The 17,848-nt window shown below is 56.3% G+C and carries 17 protein-coding genes; 14 read left to right on the top strand and 3 right to left on the bottom strand.

The window, feature by feature from the left end:
* The first annotated feature begins 2 nt into the window (after positions 1–2).
* From rmuC to tatD, 8 genes are all read left to right on the top strand, one after another.
* Entirely contained in the window at positions 3–1,460 is a 1,458-nt protein-coding gene (gene rmuC / locus ACMWJS_RS20050) for a DNA recombination protein RmuC (protein ID WP_024907997.1), read from the top strand.
* A 66-nt stretch (positions 1,461–1,526) separates the two neighbouring features.
* On the top strand, positions 1,527–2,282 hold the full coding sequence (ubiE, locus tag ACMWJS_RS20045) for a bifunctional demethylmenaquinone methyltransferase/2-methoxy-6-polyprenyl-1,4-benzoquinol methylase UbiE (protein ID WP_023309612.1): 756 nt from the start codon (positions 1,527–1,529) through the stop codon (positions 2,280–2,282).
* Between the two features lie 13 nt (positions 2,283–2,295).
* Positions 2,296–2,901 (top strand): ubiquinone biosynthesis protein UbiJ, encoded by a 606-nt coding sequence (gene ubiJ / locus ACMWJS_RS20040; RefSeq protein WP_414747467.1) that lies wholly within the window; start codon positions 2,296–2,298, stop codon positions 2,899–2,901.
* Positions 2,898–4,538 (top strand): ubiquinone biosynthesis regulatory protein kinase UbiB, encoded by a 1,641-nt coding sequence (gene ubiB / locus ACMWJS_RS20035; RefSeq protein ID WP_045909219.1) that lies wholly within the window; start codon positions 2,898–2,900, stop codon positions 4,536–4,538. Before ubiJ ends, ubiB begins: the two co-directional genes overlap by 4 nt.
* Positions 4,539–4,614: 76 nt before the next feature.
* Positions 4,615–4,869, top strand: coding sequence for a Sec-independent protein translocase subunit TatA (gene tatA, locus ACMWJS_RS20030; protein WP_020882874.1), 255 nt, complete (start codon positions 4,615–4,617; stop codon positions 4,867–4,869).
* Between the two features lie 3 nt (positions 4,870–4,872).
* Entirely contained in the window at positions 4,873–5,415 is a 543-nt protein-coding gene (tatB, locus tag ACMWJS_RS20025; RefSeq protein ID WP_008501521.1) for a Sec-independent protein translocase protein TatB, read from the top strand.
* A 2-nt stretch (positions 5,416–5,417) separates the two neighbouring features.
* Positions 5,418–6,188: a Sec-independent protein translocase subunit TatC gene (gene tatC, locus ACMWJS_RS20020; RefSeq protein WP_045909218.1), complete on the top strand. Its 771-nt coding sequence runs from the start codon at positions 5,418–5,420 to the stop codon at positions 6,186–6,188.
* 41 nt (positions 6,189–6,229) lie between these two features.
* A complete protein-coding gene (gene tatD / locus ACMWJS_RS20015) occupies positions 6,230–7,012 on the top strand; it encodes a 3'-5' ssDNA/RNA exonuclease TatD (protein ID WP_414747466.1) in 783 nt (260 codons plus the stop codon).
* On the opposite strand, the gene rfaH is transcribed toward tatD, so the two are convergent.
* Complete coding sequence (rfaH, locus tag ACMWJS_RS20010) at positions 7,009–7,500, bottom strand: transcription/translation regulatory transformer protein RfaH (protein WP_028015881.1); 492 nt, start codon at positions 7,498–7,500, stop codon at positions 7,009–7,011. The genes tatD and rfaH overlap by 4 nt on opposite strands.
* Positions 7,501–7,673: 173 nt before the next feature.
* Between rfaH and ubiD the strand changes: the two genes are divergently transcribed.
* Together ubiD and fre are read left to right on the top strand one after the other, a co-directional pair.
* Positions 7,674–9,164: a 4-hydroxy-3-polyprenylbenzoate decarboxylase gene (gene ubiD, locus ACMWJS_RS20005; RefSeq protein ID WP_196347471.1), complete on the top strand. Its 1,491-nt coding sequence runs from the start codon at positions 7,674–7,676 to the stop codon at positions 9,162–9,164.
* A gap of 42 nt (positions 9,165–9,206) precedes the next feature.
* Positions 9,207–9,908, top strand: coding sequence for an NAD(P)H-flavin reductase (gene fre / locus ACMWJS_RS20000; RefSeq protein WP_008501516.1), 702 nt, complete (start codon positions 9,207–9,209; stop codon positions 9,906–9,908).
* Between the two features lie 161 nt (positions 9,909–10,069).
* Here the strand turns inward: fre and fadA are convergent, their stop codons facing one another.
* Positions 10,070–11,233: an acetyl-CoA C-acyltransferase FadA gene (gene fadA, locus ACMWJS_RS19995; protein ID WP_414747465.1), complete on the bottom strand. Its 1,164-nt coding sequence runs from the start codon at positions 11,231–11,233 to the stop codon at positions 10,070–10,072.
* A 9-nt stretch (positions 11,234–11,242) separates the two neighbouring features.
* The gene (gene fadB / locus ACMWJS_RS19990) at positions 11,243–13,432 is read right to left on the bottom strand and encodes a fatty acid oxidation complex subunit alpha FadB (RefSeq protein WP_414747464.1); all 2,190 of its coding nucleotides are present in this window, start codon (positions 13,430–13,432) and stop codon (positions 11,243–11,245) included.
* Positions 13,433–13,621: 189 nt separating this feature from the next.
* Here fadB and pepQ point away from each other — a divergent pair, with 189 nt between their 5' ends.
* The 4 genes from pepQ to hemG are packed head-to-tail and all read left to right on the top strand — an operon-like array spanning position 13,622 to position 17,614.
* Positions 13,622–14,953, top strand: coding sequence for a Xaa-Pro dipeptidase (gene pepQ / locus ACMWJS_RS19985; RefSeq protein ID WP_104949907.1), 1,332 nt, complete (start codon positions 13,622–13,624; stop codon positions 14,951–14,953).
* Positions 14,953–15,567 carry an IMPACT family protein gene (locus tag ACMWJS_RS19980; RefSeq protein ID WP_024908007.1) on the top strand — a complete coding sequence of 205 codons (615 nt, stop codon included), beginning with the start codon at positions 14,953–14,955 and terminating at the stop codon, positions 15,565–15,567. Before pepQ ends, ACMWJS_RS19980 begins: the two co-directional genes overlap by 1 nt.
* A gap of 39 nt (positions 15,568–15,606) precedes the next feature.
* Entirely contained in the window at positions 15,607–17,058 is a 1,452-nt protein-coding gene (trkH, locus tag ACMWJS_RS19975) for a Trk system potassium transporter TrkH (protein WP_023309600.1), read from the top strand.
* A 10-nt stretch (positions 17,059–17,068) separates the two neighbouring features.
* Positions 17,069–17,614 carry a menaquinone-dependent protoporphyrinogen IX dehydrogenase gene (hemG, locus tag ACMWJS_RS19970; RefSeq protein ID WP_229226712.1) on the top strand — a complete coding sequence of 182 codons (546 nt, stop codon included), beginning with the start codon at positions 17,069–17,071 and terminating at the stop codon, positions 17,612–17,614.
* Positions 17,615–17,848: the final 234 nt, after the last annotated feature.

Genomic DNA, 17,848 nt, shown 5'->3' with positions numbered 1-17,848 from the left:
TTGTGGATATCTCAATCCTGATTTATGCGGTGATTGCGCTGGCGGGCGTGGCGATAGGCTGGCTGATGTCAAGCTATCAGCATGCGCAGCAGAAGGCCGATCAGCTGGCTGAACGCGAAGAGATCGTCGCCGATTTAAGCGCGGCCAGGCAGCAGCTTGCCCTGAGTGAACACTGGCGCGACGAGTGTGAACTGCTCAACAACGAGCTGCGCAATCTCCGCGATATCAACACCTCGCTGGAGGCCGATCTCCGTGAAGTGACCACCCGCCTGGAATCCACTCAGCTGCATGCGGAAGATAAAATCCGCCAGATGATCAACAGCGAGCAGCGCCTCAGCGAACAGTTTGAAAACCTCGCGAACCGCATTTTTGAGCACAGCAACCGCCGCGTTGACGAGCAGAACCGCCAGAGCCTGAACAGCCTGCTGACGCCCCTGCGTGAACAGCTGGACGGCTTCCGCCGTCAGGTACAGGACAGCTTTGGTCAGGAAGCCCGCGAGCGGCATACCCTGGCGCATGAAATTCGCAATCTCCAGCAGCTGAATGCCCAGATGGCGCAGGAGGCGGTCAACCTCACCCGCGCGCTGAAAGGGGATAACAAAACCCAGGGCAACTGGGGAGAAGTGGTGCTGACCCGCGTCCTGGAAGCTTCAGGCCTTCGGGAAGGGTACGAATACGAAACGCAGGTGAGTATTGAAAATGATGCCCGCTCGCGAATGCAGCCGGATGTGATCGTGCGGCTGCCCCAGGGCAAAGATGTGGTGATTGACGCCAAGATGACCCTGGTGGCGTATGAGCGTTACTTCAATGCGGAGGACGACTACACCCGCGAATCGGCGCTGCAGGAGCACATTGCCTCCGTGCGCAATCATATTCGCCTGCTCGGCAGAAAAGACTATCAGCAACTGCCTGGCCTGCGATCGCTAGACTATGTCCTGATGTTTATTCCGGTAGAGCCCGCGTTTCTGCTGGCACTCGACAGGCAGCCTGAACTCATCACTGAAGCGCTCAAAAATAACATTATGCTGGTCAGCCCCACCACTCTGCTGGTGGCCTTACGCACCATTGCGAACCTGTGGCGCTATGAGCACCAGAGCCGCAACGCGCAGCAGATTGCTGACCGCGCCAGCAAGCTGTACGACAAAATGCGCCTCTTCGTGGACGACATGTCCTCCGTCGGGCAGAGCCTGGACCGCGCACAGGATAACTACCGTCAGGCGATGAAAAAACTCGCCTCGGGACGTGGCAATCTGCTGGCGCAGGCCGAATCATTCCGCAGCCTGGGGGTAGAGGTTAAACGCGAGATTAATCCGGAATTGGTGGAACAGGCCACCGCCCAGGACGATGAATTTCGCCTGCGTGAAGGGGCGGACGAACAAAAGACAAACAGTGAAGACAACACGTTAGCGGTGGATTTATCACCAGACGAGACTCCGGCGCGTTTCTTTCGCGGTGGTTGAAACGTAGGGCAAACGCGCCCAATCTGTTACACTTCACGAACATTTTACTGATAAGCAGGCTCTAAGATGGCTGACGATTCACAAGACACAACGCACTTTGGCTTTCAGACTGTCGCCAAAGCGCAGAAAGCTGACATGGTGGCCCACGTATTTCATTCCGTGGCGGCGAAGTACGATGTGATGAATGACCTGATGTCGTTCGGCATTCATCGCTTGTGGAAGCGCTTCACCATTGACTGTAGCGGCGTGCGTCGCGGACAAACGGTGCTGGATTTAGCCGGTGGTACGGGCGATTTAACCGCAAAATTCTCTCGTCTGGTGGGCGAAACCGGGCGCGTTGTCCTCGCCGATATTAATGACTCCATGCTGAAAATGGGCCGCGAAAAGCTGCGTAACATCGGCGTGGTGGGGAATGTGGAATATGTGCAGGCAAATGCCGAAGCGCTGCCGTTCCCGGACAATACCTTTGACTGCATTACGATCTCCTTCGGTCTGCGTAACGTGACCGACAAAGAAAAAGCGCTGCGCTCCATGTATCGCGTGCTGAAGCCGGGTGGACGCCTGCTGGTGCTCGAATTCTCCAAACCGATTATTGAGCCGCTGAGCAAAGCTTACGACGCCTATTCCTTCCACGTTCTGCCACGCATCGGTGAGCTGGTGGCCAACGACGCGGAAAGCTACCGCTATCTGGCGGAATCTATCCGTATGCACCCGGATCAGGACACATTAAAAGCCATGATGCAGGATGCAGAATTTGAGAACGTTGAATATTTCAACCTGACGGCGGGTGTCGTCGCGCTGCATCGCGGTTACAAGTTCTGAGTGGAGGTGTCCCGTGCCCTTTAAACCCTTAGTCACCGCAGGTATCGAAAACGTACTGAATGCTTTTCTCTATCGTGCTCCGGCGCTTAAAGCCGCGCGTCAGCGGCTAAACGGGAAGGTATTACGTATTGTTTTAAAAGAGTTCTCGACGCCGCTTGTGCTGGTCTTCAGCGAACGCCAGCTTGACGTTCTGGGGGCGTGGGAAGGTGACACCGACTGCTCGGTCATCACGCACATGAGCGTGCTGCCAAAACTGCGCGATCGCCAGCAATTAACGGCGCTTATCCGCAGTGGTGAACTGGAAGTGGAAGGTGACATTCAGGTCGTGCAGAACTTCGTTGCGCTCACCGATCTTGCGGAGTTCGACCCGGCAGAGCTGCTCGCGCCTTTTATCGGCGACATTGCCGCTGAAGGTATCGGGAAAGTCCTTCAGGGTGGCACCTCCTTTGCGCGTAAAAGCCTGCAACGTCAGCAACGCTATGCGGCGGAAGTGCTGACGGAGGAGTGGCGAATGGCGCCCGGTCCACTGGAAGTGGCATGGTTTGCGGAAGAGACCGCGGCTGTTGAACGTGCGGTTGATGCCTTAACCAAACGGCTGGAAAAACTGGAGGGCAAATGACGCCTGGTGAAATTCGGCGCCTCTATTTCATTATTCGCACCTTTTTGAGCTACGGGCTCGACGAGCTTATCCCCAAAATGCGTATCACGCTGCCGCTTCGCATCTGGCGGCGGATGCTCTTCTGGATGCCTAATCGCCATAAAGGTCAGCCGCTGGGTGAGCGTCTGCGCCTCGCATTGCAGGAGCTCGGTCCGGTATGGATTAAGTTCGGGCAGATGCTCTCGACCCGCCGCGATCTCTTCCCGCCGCTGATTGCTGATGAACTCGCGATGCTGCAGGACCGCGTCGCACCGTTTGACGGTGCGCGCGCGAAAAAGCAAATTGAAGAGGCGATGGGCAACATTCCCATTGAGACCTGGTTTGACGATTTCGATATTCAGCCACTGGCATCGGCCTCTATCGCTCAGGTACACACCGCGCGCCTGAAAGAAAATGGCAAGGAAGTGGTTATTAAGGTCATTCGTCCGGACATCCTGCCCATCATCAAAGCAGACATGAAGCTGATTTATCGTCTGGCGCGCTGGGTGCCGCGTCTGCTTCCGGACGGACGTCGTTTGCGTCCAATGGAAGTGGTGCGGGAATATGAAAAAACGCTGATTGATGAGCTTAACCTGCTGCGTGAATCGGCAAACGCCATTCAGCTGCGTCGCAACTTTGAAAACAGCCCGATGCTCTATGTCCCTGAAGTCTATTCTGACTACTGCAGCCAGAACATGATGGTGATGGAGCGTATCTACGGTATTCCGGTTTCGGATGTGGTGGCCCTGGAGAAGCAGGGAACGAACATGAAGCTGTTGGCCGAGCGTGGCGTGCAGGTCTTCTTCACCCAGGTGTTCCGCGACAGCTTTTTCCATGCGGACATGCACCCGGGCAATATCTTCGTGAGCTACGAGCACCCTGAGGATCCGAAGTATATCGGTATCGACTGCGGGATTGTGGGGTCGCTGAATAAAGAAGATAAACGCTATCTGGCCGAGAATTTCATCGCGTTCTTCAACCGCGACTACCGTAAGGTGGCCGAGCTCCACGTCGATTCCGGCTGGGTACCGCCGGACACCAACGTCGAAGAGTTCGAGTTTGCGATCCGGACCGTTTGCGAACCGATTTTTGAAAAACCGCTGGCGGAAATCTCCTTCGGACATGTGCTGTTGAACCTGTTCAACACGGCTCGCCGCTTTAATATGGAAGTTCAGCCACAGCTAGTTTTACTTCAGAAAACATTACTTTACGTTGAGGGTGTAGGCCGACAGCTCTATCCTCAGTTAGACTTGTGGAAGACCGCGAAACCTTTCCTTGAATCCTGGATTAAGGATCAGGTGGGTATTCCGGCGCTGGTGCGCTCGCTGAAAGAGAAAGGCCCGTTCTGGATAGAAAAAATGCCTGAAATTCCTGAACTGGTTTATGACAGTTTGCGTCAGAGCAAGAACCTTCAGCACAGCATGGATAAAATCGCTCGCGAACTTCAGTCCAGCCGTGTTCGTCAGGGGCAGTCACGCTATCTCTTTGGGATTGGCGCAACGCTGCTGCTGAGCGGTACGCTGCTGCTGATCAACCGCCCGGAGTGGCAGATGATGCCCGCCTGGCTGATGGCCGCCGGGGTGGTTGTCTGGCTTGCCGGATGGCGAAAAACGCGCTGAGTTTGCGTCGCTATCGACGGGTCGCATACGTATAATGCGACCTGACTCATTAATCATCTATCCCTGAGGAACGTGTATGGGTGGTATCAGTATCTGGCAATTGTTGATCATTGCCGTCATCGTCGTGCTGTTGTTTGGCACCAAAAAGCTCGGTTCTATTGGTTCCGATCTGGGCGCGTCTATCAAAGGCTTCAAGAAAGCGATGAGCGATGATGAGAGCAAGCAGGATAAAACCAGCCAGGACGCTGACTTTACTGCTAAATCCATCTCCGACAAGCAAGAAGAAGCCAAAAAGGAAGACGCTAAACGCCACGATAAAGAGCAGGTGTAAGTCGTGTTCGACATTGGTTTTAGTGAGCTCCTGCTGGTCTTTGTGATTGGCCTGATCGTGCTGGGGCCTCAGCGTCTGCCGGTGGCGGTGAAAACCGTTGCGGGCTGGGTTCGAGCGCTGAGATCGCTGGCATCGACCGTTCAGAATGAACTGGCTCAGGAGCTTAAGCTGCAGGAATTTCAGGAAAGCCTGAAAAAGGTTGAGAAGGCGAGCATGGATAACCTGACGCCGGAACTGAAAGCGTCAATGGATGAGCTGCGCGAAGCGGCGGAATCCATGAAGCGCTCCTACAGCATTAACGATCCTGAAAAAGCGAGCGATGAAGCGAACACCATCCATAACCCGGTGGTGAAGGGCAGCGAAGAGCAGCGTGAAGGCGTAACGCCTGCCAGCGCTGAACATCAGGCTGCTGCGCCTGAACAGACGCCGCAGGAAACCGAAGTGAAAAAGCAGGTGCAGCCGGAAAAGCCCGTGGTTAACGCTGCCGAGGCAAAACCCGCCGCGCCCGTTTCCGAATCATCCCCCTCGTCGAGTGATAAAGCGTAAACATGGCTGTAGATGATACTCAACCGCTGATTACGCACCTCATAGAGCTGCGTAAGCGCCTGTTAAACTGCATTATTGCGGTTCTCGTTATTTTTCTATGCCTGGTCTATTTCGCCAACGATATCTACCAGGTGGTTTCTGCGCCGCTGATCAAGCAGATGCCGCTGGGCGCAACGATGATTGCAACAGACGTTGCTTCTCCGTTCTTTACCCCCATCAAGCTGACCTTTTGGGTGTCGTTGATTGCCTCTGCGCCCGTGATTCTGTACCAGGTGTGGGCCTTTGTGGCGCCAGCACTGTATAAGCACGAACGTAAGCTGGTCATCCCGCTGCTGGTGTCCAGTTCGCTGCTGTTCTATATCGGCATGGCGTTTGCCTATTTCGTTGTCTTCCCGCTGGCCTTCGGCTTCCTGACGCATACCGCGCCGGAAGGCGTCCAGGTGTCGACAGATATCGCCAGCTACCTCAGCTTTGTGATGGCGCTGTTTATGGCGTTCGGCGTGGCCTTTGAAGTACCGGTGGCCATTGTGCTGCTCTGCTGGGTAGGAGTCACCACGCCGGATGACCTGCGTAAGAAGCGTCCGTATATCCTGGTCGGCGCATTTGTGGTTGGCATGCTGCTGACACCGCCGGATGTGTTCTCCCAGACGCTGCTGGCCATACCGATGTACTGCCTGTTTGAGGTCGGCGTCTTCTTCTCACGGTTCTACGTGGGTAAAGGGCGTCGGTCGGATGACGAAGACGCGACGTCCGACAAGACCACTGAAGAGTAAAACCAGCCGCCCGTCAGGGCGGTTGTTATATGGGGATTCGCATGTTTGATATCGGACTTAACCTGACCAGCTCGCAGTTTGCGAAAGATCGCGATGAGGTGGTTGCGCGCGCGTTTGCCGCCGGGGTGAAAGGACTGCTGCTGACGGGCACCAACCTGCATGAGAGCGAGCAGGCGCAGCAGCTGGCGCAACGCTACGAACGCTGTTGGTCTACCGCGGGCGTACACCCACATGACAGCAGCCAGTGGACCCCGGAAAGCAGTGAAATCCTGCGCAGGCTGGCGAAGACACCGGAAGTGGTGGCGATTGGCGAATGCGGCCTCGATTTCAACCGTAACTTTTCCACGCCTGAAGAGCAGGAAAAGGCGTTCACTGCCCAGCTTGCGCTGGCGGCAGAGCTTGAAATGCCCGTATTTATGCACTGCCGCGACGCGCATGAGCGTTTCCTGACTCTGCTGGATCCGTGGCTTGAGAAACTGCCGGGCGCAGTGCTGCACTGTTTTACCGGCTCACGGCAGGAGGCGCTGGAGTGCCTGGAGCGCGGGCTTTATCTGGGGATTACCGGCTGGGTTTGCGATGAGCGCCGCGGGCTTGAGCTTAGGGAGCTGTTGCCTTTGATCCCGGCTGACCGGTTGCTCCTTGAAACGGATGCGCCTTATCTGCTGCCGCGCGATATGAAACCCAAACCGGCATCGCGACGCAATGAGCCCGCTTATCTGGGGCACATTGTTGAGCGCGTCGCGACGTGGCGCGGAGAGGATCCGCACTGGCTTTCCGCACAGACGGATGACAACGTGCGTAAGCTGTTCGGGATAAACGTTTAAAGTTTACGGAAGTCGGTGTTTTTAACGCTCTGCAGCACCTGCTTGTTCAGCAGATTAAGCAACAGCATGGAGCGCGCTTCCCCGTCCGGCTCGGCAAAAATCGCCTGTAGGCCTTCGAAAGCCCCTTCAGTAATCACGACACTATCGCCCGTGTAGGGCGTTTCCGGGTCGGTAAGGCCTTCGGGCTGCTGATAAATCGACAGCTGGTGGATCACCGATGAGGGAACCGTCGCAGGGTGAGCGCCAAAGCGAACAAAATGGCTGACGCCGCGCGTGGCGCTGATGGTGGTGGTGTGGATCACCTCCGGGTCGAACTCCACGAACAGGTAGTTCGGGAACAACGGCTCGCTCACGGTTGTGCGCTTCCCGCGCTGCATTTTTTCAAGCGTGATCACGGGCGTCAGGCAATTGACAGACTGACGTTCAAGATGTTCCTGCGCGCGCTGAAGTTGCCCGCGTTTGCAATACAGTAAATACCAGGCCTGCATAATCACTCTTTCCCTTAGTTCGGGGCGCAAGCATATCAAAACCCTGGCGGGATCGCTAAGTTGATTATAATGGGCGAAAATGGGACAGAACGCATAACTTCACGCTAATTTAACAAAATTACAGCATCAAGCAGGCTTACGCCGTATAATGAAGCGCTTACAGAGAGGCCATGATTAACTGCATGAAATACCACGATCTCCGCGACTTCCTGACGCTGCTGGAAAAGCAGGGTGAACTCAAACGTATTACACTTCCTGTTGATCCTTATCTGGAGATGACAGAAATTGCTGACCGCACCCTGCGTGCCGGTGGCCCCGCGTTACTGTTTGAAAATCCGAAAGGGTACGCCATGCCGGTGCTGTGCAACCTGTTTGGTACACCGCGTCGCGTCGCACTGGGGATGGGGCAGGAAGACGTCACGGCCCTGCGCGAAGTCGGTAAGCTGCTGGCCTTCCTGAAAGAGCCGGAGCCGCCGAAAGGCTTCCGCGATCTCTTCGACAAGCTGCCGCAGTTTAAGCAGGTGCTGAACATGCCCACTAAACGCCTGCGCGGCGCGCCGTGCCAGCAGAAGGTGCTGGAAGGCGATGCGGTTGATTTGACTAAAATCCCTATCATGCAGTGCTGGCCGGAAGATGCCGCGCCGCTGATCACCTGGGGACTGACCGTTACGCGCGGCCCGCACAAAGAGCGCCAGAATCTCGGTATTTACCGCCAGCAGTTGATTGGCAAGAATAAGCTTATTATGCGCTGGCTGTCGCATCGCGGCGGCGCGCTGGATTTCCAGGAGTGGTGTGCTGCGCATCCGGGTGAACGTTTCCCGGTGTCCGTTGCGCTGGGCGCCGATCCGGCCACCATTCTCGGGGCCGTCACGCCTGTACCGGATACGCTCTCGGAGTATGCCTTTGCTGGCCTGCTGCGCGGAACGAAAACCGAAGTCGTGAAGTGTATCTCTAACGATCTTGAAGTCCCGGCCAGTGCAGAAATTGTGCTGGAAGGTTACATTGAGCAGGGGGAAATGGCGCCAGAAGGCCCTTACGGCGACCACACCGGCTATTACAACGAAGTGGATAACTTCCCGGTGTTTACCGTGACGCACATTACGCAGCGTGAAGATGCGATTTATCACTCCACGTATACCGGACGTCCACCGGATGAACCGGCGGTACTGGGCGTGGCGCTGAATGAAGTGTTTGTGCCGATCCTGCAAAAGCAGTTCCCGGAAATTGTTGATTTTTATCTGCCGCCTGAAGGATGCTCGTATCGCATGGCGGTGGTCACGATGAAGAAGCAGTATCCAGGCCATGCTAAACGCGTGATGATGGGCGTGTGGTCTTTCCTGCGCCAGTTTATGTATACCAAATTTGTTATTGTCTGCGATGATGACGTTAACGCCCGCGACTGGAATGACGTAATCTGGGCCATTACCACGCGAATGGACCCGGCGCGCGATACGGTGTTAGTCGAAAACACGCCGATTGATTATCTGGATTTTGCCTCGCCGGTTTCCGGTCTTGGCTCAAAGATGGGACTGGATGCCACAAATAAATGGCCTGGCGAAACCGACCGTGAATGGGGTCGCCCGATCAAAAAAGATCCTGCTGTGACCGCGCGCATTGACGCGATCTGGGACGAGCTGGCCATAATGAATAACGGTAAACCCTGAGCTGACCGTTAAGCCCTATAGACTTCCCGACAGAGAGAGCGAATGACAACCTTAAGCTGTAAAGTGACCTCGGTAGATGCCATCACCGACACCGTATATCGCGTCCGTTTAGTGCCAGAAGCGCCATTCTCTTTCCGCGCGGGTCAGTATCTGATGGTCGTGATGGATGAGCGTGATAAGCGTCCTTTCTCCATGGCCTCCACGCCAGCGGAGCAGGAATTTATTGAGCTTCATATCGGTGCGTCAGAGCTTAACCTGTATGCGATGGCCGTCATGGACCGCATTCTGAAAGAGCGCGAGATCGTAGTGGATATTCCGCACGGTGATGCGTGGCTGCGCGATGACGAAGACCGTCCGCTGATCCTGATTGCCGGTGGTACAGGCTTCTCCTACGTGCGCTCCATTCTGTTGACCGCCCTGGCGCGTAACCCTGACCGTGATATCACGATCTACTGGGGTGGCCGTGAAGAGAAACACCTGTATGACCTGTCTGAACTGGAAGCGCTGAGCGTCACCCATCCTAACCTGCGCATTGAGCCGGTGGTTGAGCAGCCGGAAGAGGGCTGGCGCGGGCGAAGCGGGACGGTGCTGACGGCAGTGCTGCAGGATCACGGTACACTGGCGGGGCATGATATCTACATTGCAGGGCGTTTCGAGATGGCGAAAATCGCCCGCGATCTGTTCTGTAACGAACGTGATGCGCGTGAAGACCGCCTGTTTGGCGATGCGTTTGCCTTCATTTAAATAAAAAACCCGCCCCTGACAGGCGGGAAGAACGGCAACTAAACTGTTTCTCTTCGCCAGTGACACGACTGGCGGCGAGGTACCTCTCGTAGGCCGGGAAAGCGCAGCGCCTCCTGGCAAAAGCCCGATGGCGCGATGCTTATCGGGCCTACGTTATAGCCTTACACTCTCTCAAACACCGTCGCGATACCCTGACCCAGCCCGATACACATCGTTGCCAGACCAAACTGGGCATCTTTGCGTTCCATCAGGTTGATCAGCGTCGTGCTGATACGCGCCCCGGAACAGCCCAGCGGGTGACCGAGGGCGATCGCGCCGCCGTTGAGGTTAATCTTCTCGTCGATCTGCTCCATCAGCCCCATATCTTTAATGCACGGCAGGATCTGCGCGGCGAACGCTTCGTTCATCTCGAAGAGATCGATGTCGCTGGCGGTTAAGCCCGCTTTTTTCAGTGCCAGCTTTGAAGCCGGAACCGGGCCGTAGCCCATGATCGACGGATCGCAGCCCACGACCGCCATCGAGCGTACCCGAGCGCGAGGCGTTAATCCCAGCTCGCGGGCGCGGCTTTCGCTCATTACCAGCATCGCGGCGGCGCCGTCGGACAACGCCGACGAGGTCCCTGCCGTGACCGTACCGGTGACGGGGTCAAACGCCGGACGCAGCGTGGAAAGCGCTTCGACGGTGGTTTCCGGGCGGATGACTTCGTCGTAGCTGAACTGCTTCAGAACGCCGTCTGCATCGTGGCCGCCGGTAGGGATGATCTCGTTCTTAAAGGCACCAGACTGCGTGGCGGCCCATGCGCGAGCGTGAGAACGCGCGGCAAAGGCATCCTGCATTTCGCGGCTGATGCCGTGCAGGCGGGAGAGCATCTCGGCGGTCAGACCCATCATCCCCGCAGCTTTCGCCACGTTGCGGCTCATCCCCGGGTGGAAATCGACCCCGTGACTCATCGGGACGTGACCCATATGCTCGACGCCACCGACCAGGCAAGCCTGGGCATCGCCGGTCATGATCATGCGGGCCGCGTCGTGCAGCGCCTGCATTGATGAACCGCACAGGCGGTTAACGGTGACGGCCGGAACCGAATGCGGGATCTCCGCCAGCAGCGACGCGTTGCGGGCGATGTTGAAGCCCTGCTCCAGGGTCTGCTGCACGCAGCCCCAGTAGATATCGTCGAGCGCAGCCGGATCCAGCGTCGGGTTACGCGCCAGCAGGCTACGCATCAGGTGTGCGGAGAGGTCTTCCGCACGCACGTTACGGAACGCGCCGCCTTTTGAACGGCCCATCGGGGTGCGAATCGCATCAACAATGACAACCTTTTCCATTGTGACTCCTTAAGCCGTTTTCAGCTCGCCAACCGGACGGGCTGGCTCAACTGCGGGATAGTAGGGTTCGTTATGGCGCGCTTTGTTACGCAGCCCTTCCGGCACTTCATACAGCGGGCCGAGGTGCTGATACTGCTGAGCCATATCGAGATAGCGGGCGCTGCCGAGTGTGTCCAGCCAGCGGAACGCGCCGCCGTGGAACGGAGGGAAGCCCAGGCCGTATACCAGCGCCATATCCGCTTCCGCCGGGCTGGCGATAATGCCTTCTTCGAGGCAACGCACCACTTCGTTGATCATTGGAATCATCATGCGGGCAATGATCTCATCGTCTGTGAAGTCGCGTTTCGGCTGACTGACATCGGCCAGCAGGCTATCCACTGCCGCGTCTTCTTCTTTCTTCGGTTTGCCCTTGCTGTCTTCTTTATAGCGCCAGAAGCCCAGACCGTTTTTCTGACCGAAGCGGTTAGCGTCGAACAGCGCGTCAATCGCGTCGCGATAGTCTTTCTGCATGCGCTGCGGGAAGCCTGCCGCCATTACCGCCTGGGCGTGGTGGGCGGTATCAATGCCCACAACGTCCAGCAGATACGCCGGTCCCATCGGCCAGCCGAACTGTTTTTCCATCACTTTGTCGATTTTGCGGAAGTCCGCGCCGTCGCGCATCAGCTGGCTAAAACCGGCGAAATAAGGGAACAGCACGCGGTTGACGAAGAAGCCCGGACAATCGTTAACGACGATCGGCGTTTTGCCCATCTTGCTGGCCCAGGCCACCACTTTGGCGATGGTGTCGTCGGAGGTTTTTTCCCCACGGATCACTTCGACCAGCGGCATACGGTGTACCGGGTTGAAGAAGTGCATACCGCAGAAGTTTTCCGGACGCTTCAGCACGCTCGCCAGCTCGCTGATTGGAATGGTGGAGGTGTTAGAGGCCAGTACGGTATCCGGGCGAACCTTGTCTTCTGTTTCCGCCAGCACCGCTTTTTTAACCTTCGGGTTCTCGACGACGGCTTCGACCACCACGTCGACACGATCAAAACCGCTGTATTCCAGCACGGGCTGAATGGTGGAAATCACGCCTGCAAGCTTCAGACCGTCAATTTTGCCGCGCTCAAGCTGTTTATTCAGCAGCTTGGCCGCTTCGGTCATGCCCAGCGTCAGGGATTTCTCGTTGATGTCTTTCATCACCACCGGCACGCCTTTCCAGGCCGACTGGTAAGCGATGCCGCCACCCATAATGCCCGCGCCGAGTACCGCCGCATGTTTTGGCGTCTCAACGTTTTTGGTCAGCTGTTTGGCTTTGCCTTTCACAAACTGATCGTTCAGGAAGATACCGACCAGCGCGCGAGCCTCATTGGTGTGCGCCAGCGGGACAAAGCTCTGATTTTCGAGCTTCAGCGCTTCATCGCGCCCGAAACGGGCAGCCGCTTCAATGGTTTTCACCGCCGTGATCGGCGCCGGGTAGTGTTTACCCGCCGTCTGCATCACCATGCCTTTGGCGATGGTGAAGCTCATGGTGGCTTCAATCTTGCTGAGTTTTAACGGCTCCAGCTTCGGCTGGCGTTTGGCCTTCCAGTCCAGATCGCCGTTAATGGCCTGACGCAGAATAGCGAGTGCGCCTTCAACAAGCTTCTCCGGTTTTACAACTCCGTCGACCAGACCAATTTTCTGCGCCTGTTCTGCGCCGACATCTTTACCCGCGGCAATGATTTCCAGCGCGCTGTCGGCACCGAGCATGCGCGGCATACGGACGGAGCCGCCAAAGCCCGGCATAATGCCCAGCTTGGTTTCCGGCAGGCCGATGCGCAGGTCCGGCGTCGCCAGGCGATAGTCGGTCGCCAGCACGCACTCGCAGCCACCGCCCAGCGCATAGCCGTTAACGGCGGAAATAGTCGGGACAGGCAGATCTTCCAGACGATTAAAGACGCTGTTGGCAAAGTGCAGCCACTGGCTCAGCTGTTCTTCCGGGACCAGGAACAGCGAAAGGAACTCGGTGATATCGGCACCGACGATAAAGGCCGCTTTGTTCGAACGCAGCAGCAGCCCTTTTAATTCAGGTTGTTTTTCAAGAACATCCAGCGCCTGGCCAAGACTGGCCACCGTCGCGGTATCAAGCTTGTTCACTGAGCCGGGGGCATCGAACACCAGTTCGGCAATGCCATCTTCCAGCCAGTTGAGGTACAGGGTGTCGCCTTTGTAGAGCATGTCAGTCTCCTGAATCCAGCAATTGGATCTGGTCATACCAGATGAATCGGAGTGTGGGATTTATGTTAATAAAATGCAAATTACTCATTAAGAAATTGCTGCATTGATCACGGTCGGTGGAAATCACGCAGGCGGAGTGAGGTGTGCTAAGATGCGATGACTTGAGGTCAAAAAACGAAAGGAATAATGATGGACTCACTGGCTTCGCTTTATAAAAATCATATCGTTACCCTACAGGAACGTACCCGCGATGTACTGGCCCGCTTTAAGCTGGATGCGCTGCTGATCCACTCCGGCGAGCTGATGAATACCTTTCTGGATGACCACGCTTATCCGTTCAAGGTGAACCCACAGTTTAAGGCGTGGGTGCCGGTGACGCAGGTGCCCAACTGCTGGCTGCTGGTGGATGGCGTGAACAAGCCGAAACTGTGGTTCTACCTGCCGGTCGATTACTGGCACAACGTTGAGCCGCTGCCGACCTCTTTCTGGACGGAAGAGATTGAGGTCATTGCGCTGCCAAAAGCGGACGGTATTGGCGGCCAGCTGCCTGCCGCACGTGGCAACATCGCCTATATTGGCCCTGTTCCGGAGCGTGCATTGGGCCTGGATATTGCGGCAGACAAACTCAACCCGAAAGGGGTGCTGGATTACCTCCACTATTACCGCGCGTACAAAACCGACTACGAACTTTACTGCATGCGTGAAGCGCAAAAGACCGCGGTGAACGGTCACCGTGCGGCGCATGAAGCCTTCCAGTCCGGCATGAGCGAGTTCGATATCAACCAGGCGTACCTGACCGCCACCGGTCATCGCGATACCGACGTGCCGTACAGCAACATTGTCGCGCTCAACGAGCACGCGTCCGTCCTGCACTACACCAAACTGGATCACCAGGTTCCGTCGGAAATGCGCAGCTTCCTGCTGGACGCAGGGGCAGAGTACAACGGCTACGCGGCCGACCTGACCCGCACCTGGGCGGCGAATGCGGACACCGAGTTCGCGCAGCTGATCAAAGACGTGAACGATGAACAGCTGGCGCTGATTGCCACCATGAAGGCGGGCACCAGCTATGTGGATTACCACATCCAGTTCCATCAGCGCATCGCCAAACTGCTGCGTAAGCACCAGATTGTGAAAGACATGAGCGAAGAGGCGATGGTCGAGAATGATCTGACCGGGCCCTTCATGCCGCACGGCATTGGTCACCCGCTGGGCCTGCAGGTGCACGACGTTGCGGGCTTTATGCAGGATGATACCGGTACGCACCTGGCGGCACCGTCTAAATATCCTTACCTGCGCTGCACCCGCATTCTGGAACCGCGCATGGTGCTGACGATTGAGCCGGGGATCTACTTTATCGAATCCCTGCTGGCGCCGTGGCGTGAAGGCCAGTTCAGCAAGCACTTCAACTGGGAAAAAATTGACGCGCTGAAGCCGTTTGGCGGTATTCGCATCGAAGATAACGTGGTGATTCACGAAAACGGTATCGAGAATATGACGCGAGACCTGAAGCTGGCCTGATGGAAAGCTGGCTAATACCGGCTGAACCGGTCACCTTTGTTGAGGAAATCAAGAAAAGCCGCTTTATTACGCTGCTGGCGCATACCGACGGCGTAGAGGCGGCAAAAGCGTTTGTCGAGTCCGTCCGGGCTGAGCATCCTGACGCCCGTCACCACTGCGTGGCGTGGGTAGCAGGGCCGCCGGACGATTCGCAGCAGCTGGGGTTTTCCGATGACGGTGAACCGGCGGGCACGGCCGGTAAACCCATGCTCTCCCAGCTAATGGGCAGCGGCGTGGGCGAAATAACCGCCGTGGTGGTGCGCTACTACGGCGGCATTTTGTTAGGCACCGGTGGGCTGGTTAAAGCCTATGGCGGGGGCGTGCAGCAGGCGCTTAATATGCTGGTCACTACCCGCAAAACGCCGCTTACCGAATATACTTTATTATGCGATTACGCCCAGCTATCGGGTATTGAAGCGCTGCTGCGGCAGTTTAACGGTGTCATCGCACACAGTGAATATCAGGCAATGGTGCAATTACGCGTGGCGCTTCCTCAGGCGGAACTGGCTGCTTTTTCAGCAAAACTCGCTGATTTTAGTCGTGGTTCGTTGCAATTGCTGCCGATTGAAGAATAATCCCCACCTCACTTTTGAATACCAAAGGAAGCGGCAGAGATGCATTTTCGTGCCATAACCCGAATCGTTGGACTGCTGGTCATACTCTTTTCCGGGACGATGATTCTCCCTGGACTGGTGGCGCTTATCTACCGGGACGGCGCGGGGCGGGCATTTACCCAGACCTTCTTTGTCGCGCTGGCGATCGGCTCCCTGCTGTGGTGGCCGAACCGTCGTCAGAAAGGTGAACTGAAATCTCGCGAAGGGTTTCTGATCGTCGTGCTGTTCTGGACGGTGCTGGGGAGCGTCGGTTCGCTGCCCTTTATCTTCTCTGAACAGCCTAACCTGAGCATCACGGATGCCTTCTTTGAATCCTTCTCCGGCTTAACGACGACCGGGGCGACGACGCTGGTAGGACTGGATTCGCTGCCGCACGCGATTCTCTTTTATCGTCAGATGCTGCAGTGGTTCGGCGGTATGGGGATCATCGTCCTGGCGGTGGCTATCCTGCCTATACTGGGCGTCGGGGGGATGCAGCTTTATCGCGCGGAAATGCCCGGGCCGCTGAAAGACAATAAGATGCGGCCGCGTATTGCCGAGACGGCGAAAACCCTGTGGCTGATTTATGTCTTGCTGACTGTTGCCTGTGCGCTGGCGCTATGGTTTGCCGGGATGCCCGCGTTTGATGCTATCGGGCACAGTTTTGCAACGATTGCGATTGGCGGGTTCTCTACCCACGATGCCAGCGTGGGCTACTTCGACAGCCCAACGATTAACACTATCATTGCCATTTTCCTGCTGATCTCTGGCTGTAACTACGGTCTGCATTTCTCTTTACTGAGCGGGCGCAGCCTGAAGGTATACTGGCGTGACCCTGAGTTCCGCATGTTTATTGGCGTCCAGCTGACGCTGGTAATTATCTGTACCCTGGTGCTCTGGTTCCATGATGTCTATAACTCCGCGTTGACCACGCTAAACCAGGCCTTCTTCCAGGTGGTATCGATGGCGACAACCGCCGGGTTTACCACGGACAGCATCGCCCGTTGGCCGCTGTTCCTGCCGGTGCTTCTGCTCTGTTCCGCGTTTATCGGCGGCTGTGCGGGGTCGACGGGCGGTGGTCTGAAGGTGATCCGTATTCTGCTGCTGTTTAAGCAGGGCAACCGTGAGCTGAAGCGTCTGGTCCACCCGAACGCGGTCTACAGCATCAAGCTGGGGAACCGTGCGCTGCCGGAACGTATCCTCGAAGCGGTGTGGGGATTCTTCTCGGCGTATGCGCTGGTCTTTATCGTCAGTATGCTGGCGATTATCGCGACGGGAGTGGATGATTTCTCCGCCTTTGCGTCCGTCGTCGCAACATTGAATAACCTCGGGCCTGGCCTGGGCGTGGTGGCGGATAACTTTGCCAGTATGAACCCTGTCGCGAAATGGATCCTCATCGCCAATATGCTGTTTGGTCGTCTTGAGGTCTTTACGCTGCTGGTACTGTTCACCCCTACATTCTGGCGCGAGTAAGGAGCCGTTGATGAAAACACTGATTCTTTTCTCTACGCGAGACGGGCAAACGCGTGAGATTGCCGCCTATCTGGCATCTGAACTCAAAGAGCTGGGGATTTACTCGGATGTGGTAAACCTGAACCGTGCGGATCAGATTACCTGGCAGGAGTACGATCGCGTGGTGATTGGTGCATCTATTCGTTACGGGCATTTCCATCCGGCGCTGGATCGCTTTGTGAAAAAGCATACGGCGAAGCTCAATACGTTGCCCGGCGCGTTCTACTCGGTCAATCTTGTCGCGCGTAAACCCGAGAAGCGCACGCCACAGACCAACAGCTACACGCGCAAGTTTTTACTCAACTCGCCGTGGCAGCCAGAACTGTGCGCCGTCTTTGCTGGCGCGCTGCGCTATCCTCGCTACCGCTGGTATGACCGCTTTATGATCCGTCTTATTATGAAGATGACGGGGGGCGAAACCGACACGCGTAAAGAAGTGGTTTATACCGACTGGTCGCAGGTAGCCAGTTTTGCGCGAGAAATTGCACATTTAACGGGCGATTCGCGACATAAATAAGCGTTAAGTTTGAAAAGTGAGCGAACGAAAAGTTTTTTGTATTTTGTGCTTGTCACTTCAGAATAACTCCCTATAATGCGCCTCCACTGACACGGAACAACGGCACACATGCCGCCGGGTCAGCAGAGAAAAGCGAAATAAACGCTTGACTCTGAAGCGGGAAAGCGTAATATGCACACCCCGCGCCGCAGCGAAAACGAAGCGGCACTGCTCTTTAACAATTTATCAGACAAT

It is taken from the genome of Enterobacter sp. HK-058-C-ECC (genome assembly GCF_047531125.1).
In the GTDB taxonomy this organism is placed as follows: domain Bacteria; phylum Pseudomonadota; class Gammaproteobacteria; order Enterobacterales; family Enterobacteriaceae; genus Enterobacter; species Enterobacter quasiroggenkampii.
The sequence above is the reverse complement of the archived record's forward strand: the minus strand, read 5'-3'. Positions and strand labels throughout refer to the sequence as shown.